The sequence below is a fragment of the Streptomyces kebangsaanensis genome (genome assembly GCF_001906585.1).
GTDB lineage: Bacteria > Actinomycetota > Actinomycetes > Streptomycetales > Streptomycetaceae > Streptomyces > Streptomyces kebangsaanensis.
Genome location: NZ_JUJA01000147.1, coordinates 65,020 through 67,806 on the forward strand (window position 1 = coordinate 65,020; position 2,787 = coordinate 67,806).

A 2,787-nucleotide genomic window follows, 5' to 3' on the forward strand; every position below is an offset into this window, starting at 1 on the left:
AGGGGAGTGCGCAAGGTGGAGACCTTGGCCTCCGGCGCGTTCGGCTCGCCCGGGCGCGGCCCGTGTCTGCGGGTGGCTCCGGACGGTGTCCGGCCGCTGGGAGCGCAGCCGCGGCCGCCCGCTTTCGAGCTCGATGCGGTGGGTGAGCTGCCACGGGTCGACGTCGTGGCCGCCTACGCCGGGTGCGACGGAGCGCTGCTTGACGCCGCGGTCGCCGCCGGTGCGCGTGGCGTTGTGCTGCAGGCGCTGGGAGCGGGCAACGCCTGCGCCGCAGTGGCCCGGACCGTGGGGCGACTGGTGGCCCGGGGCGTTCCGGTCCTGGTGTGCAGCCGGGCGTTCAGCGGGCCGGTCACCCCGCTGTACACCGCCGGTGGCGGTGCGGACCTGGGCCGCGCCGGTGCGGTCTTCGCCGGTGACCTCAGCCCGTGGCAGGCCCGGCTGCTGCTGTCCGTGGCCCTCACCCACAAGCCGGAAGACCCCGGACCGGTCGTGTCGCAGTGGCTCGCACAGCCGTCACCCGACGGAGTCCGAGCAGCTTGATCTCACCTTCAGCACGGCCTGACCCCACCTTCAGCCCGGTGCCGTGCGGCGCCGGCGCGTCAGAGCAAGGAGCATCATGAGTAAAGAGATCTTCGTGTCCTTCGGTGTGGACGTCGACGCGGTGGCCGGCTGGCTCGGCTCCTATGGCGGAGAGGACTCTCCCGACGACATCTCCCGCGGCCTGTTCGCCGGGGAGGTCGGCGTTCCTCGTCTGCTGGAACTCTTCCGCCGCTTCGGCCTCACCCAGACGTTCTTCTGGCCGGGGCACTCGATCGAGACCTTCCCCGAGCAGTTCGACGCCTGCGTCGCGGCCGGCCACGAGATCGGCGTGCACGGTTACTCGCACGAGAACCCGATCGCGATGAGCCGCGAGCAGGAGTCGACGGTCCTGGACCACTGCGTCAACCTGATCGAGTCACGGACCGGCCGGCGCCCCACCGGGTACGTGGCGCCCTGGTGGGAGTTCAGCCCGGTCACCAACGAACTGCTGTTGGAGCGGGGGATCAAGTACGACCACTCGCTGATGCACCGGGACTTCGAGCCGTACTACGTGCGCGTCGGCGACACCTGGACCAAGATCGATTACGACGCGCCGGCCGAGTCGTGGATGAAGCCGCTCCGGCGCGGCCGGGAGACCGACCTCATCGAGATCCCGGCCAACTGGTACCTCGACGACCTGCCTCCGATGATGTTCATCAAGGCCAGCCCCAACAGCCACGGCTTCGTCAGCCCCCGCGACATCGAAACCATGTGGCGCGACCAGTTCGACTGGGTCCACCGCGAAATGGACTACGCCGCGTTCACCATGACCATCCACCCGGATGTGTCCGGCAGGCCTCAGGTGCTCATGGCCCTCGAGCGACTGATCGAGCACATCAATTCCCACGAGGGCGTCCAGTGGACCACCTTCGACGCGATCGCCACCGACTTCGCCAAGCGCACCCCCCGAAAGGCCTGACCATGACCCATGCCCTATCTGCCCGGGACGTCCCGGCCTGGGAACGAGCCGTGACCCCGCGCACCCTGCTGCGTGTGTCCGTCGTGTGCTTCCTGGCCTGGGTGTTCTCCGTCTACGACTACACCCTCTTCGGTACGCTCCTGCCCAAGATCGCCGACAGTTTCGGCTGGTCCCCCGCAAAGGCCACCAGCGTGGCCACCTGGGTGACGCTCGGCACGTTCGTCATCGCACTGAGCGTCGGACCGCTGCTGGACCGAGTGGGCCGCAAGCGCGCCCTGGTGATCGCCATCATCGGGGCCGCCCTCAGCTCGGGCTTCACCGGCCTGGCGGCCGGGGCCGTCACGCTGGTCCTCATCCGCGCCTTCTCCGGCTTCGGATACTCCGAGGAACTGGTCAACACCGTCTACCTCAACGAGATGTACGGCAAGGCCCGCCGCCGTGGCTTCATGTACAGCTTCGTGCAGAGCGGATGGCCCGTCGGCGCCCTGGTCTCGGCCGGACTGACCGCCGTGCTGCTGCCGGCCGTCGGGTGGCGCTGGTCCTTCGTCATCGCCGTCATCCCCTCCGTCCTGGTCGCGCTGGCGGCCACCAGGCTGCCCGAGTCACCGGCGTTCGCGGCTCTCACCGAGGTCCGCCGACTCCGGTCGAACGGCCACGCCACCGAAGCCGACGACCTCGCCCAGCGGGTCGGCCTGACGGTGTCCGGCGAGGCCAAGGCCACCCTGCGGGACGTCTTCGCCCCGGGACTGCGACGCCACACCATCTGCCTGTCGCTGGCGTGGCTGTTCAACTGGATGGCCATCCAGGTGTTCTCCGTGCTCGGCACCACCGTCCTCACCCAGGGCAAGCACGTGTCCTTCAACAACGCGCTGCTCGTCCTGGTACTGGCCAACGCCGTCGGCTTCGCCGGCTACCTGTTCCACGGCTGGGTCGGTGACCGCATCGGCCGCCGCACCACCATCATCGTCGGCTGGACCGTCGGCGCCGTCCTCACCGGCGTCATGCTGCTGGGCCCCTCGACCAGTACCTTCGTGATCCCCCTGTACGCGCTGTCGCTGTTCTTCCTCACCGGCCCCTACGCGGCACTGCTGTTCTACATGGGCGAGTCCTTCCCCGCCCAGGTACGCGGCCTCGGCCCCAACGTCGCGCACACGATGGGCCCCGTCGGCGCGATCGTGGGCTCCGCGGTACTGACCGTCCTGCTCGGACTCGGGACGTCCATGGTCGTGGCGGCCCTGGTCGCCGGCTCCGTCTTCATGCTCGCCTCCGGCCTGGTCATGCTCGGCACC

At 69.4% G+C, this 2,787-nt stretch carries 3 protein-coding genes; all 3 read left to right on the forward strand.

Going from position 1 to position 2,787, the window contains the following annotated elements; translation table 11 throughout:
• Positions 1-165 precede the first annotated feature (165 nt).
• Positions 166-540, forward strand: coding sequence for an L-asparaginase family protein (locus tag RH94_RS44355; protein ID WP_234425992.1), 375 nt, complete (start codon positions 166-168; stop codon positions 538-540).
• 76 nt (positions 541-616) lie between these two features.
• On the forward strand, positions 617-1,498 hold the full coding sequence (locus tag RH94_RS23815; protein ID WP_073949771.1) for a polysaccharide deacetylase family protein: 882 nt from the start codon (positions 617-619) through the stop codon (positions 1,496-1,498).
• A gap of 50 nt (positions 1,499-1,548) precedes the next feature.
• Positions 1,549-2,787, forward strand: a 1,239-nt coding sequence (locus RH94_RS23820) for an MFS transporter (protein WP_073949773.1), incomplete at its 3' end; no start/stop codon positions are given.

Coding starts and splice junctions, on each gene's coding strand:
- RH94_RS23815 (WP_073949771.1), top strand. CDS start 617: ATGAGTAAAGAGATCTTCGTGTCCTTCGGTGTGGACGTCGACGCGGTG.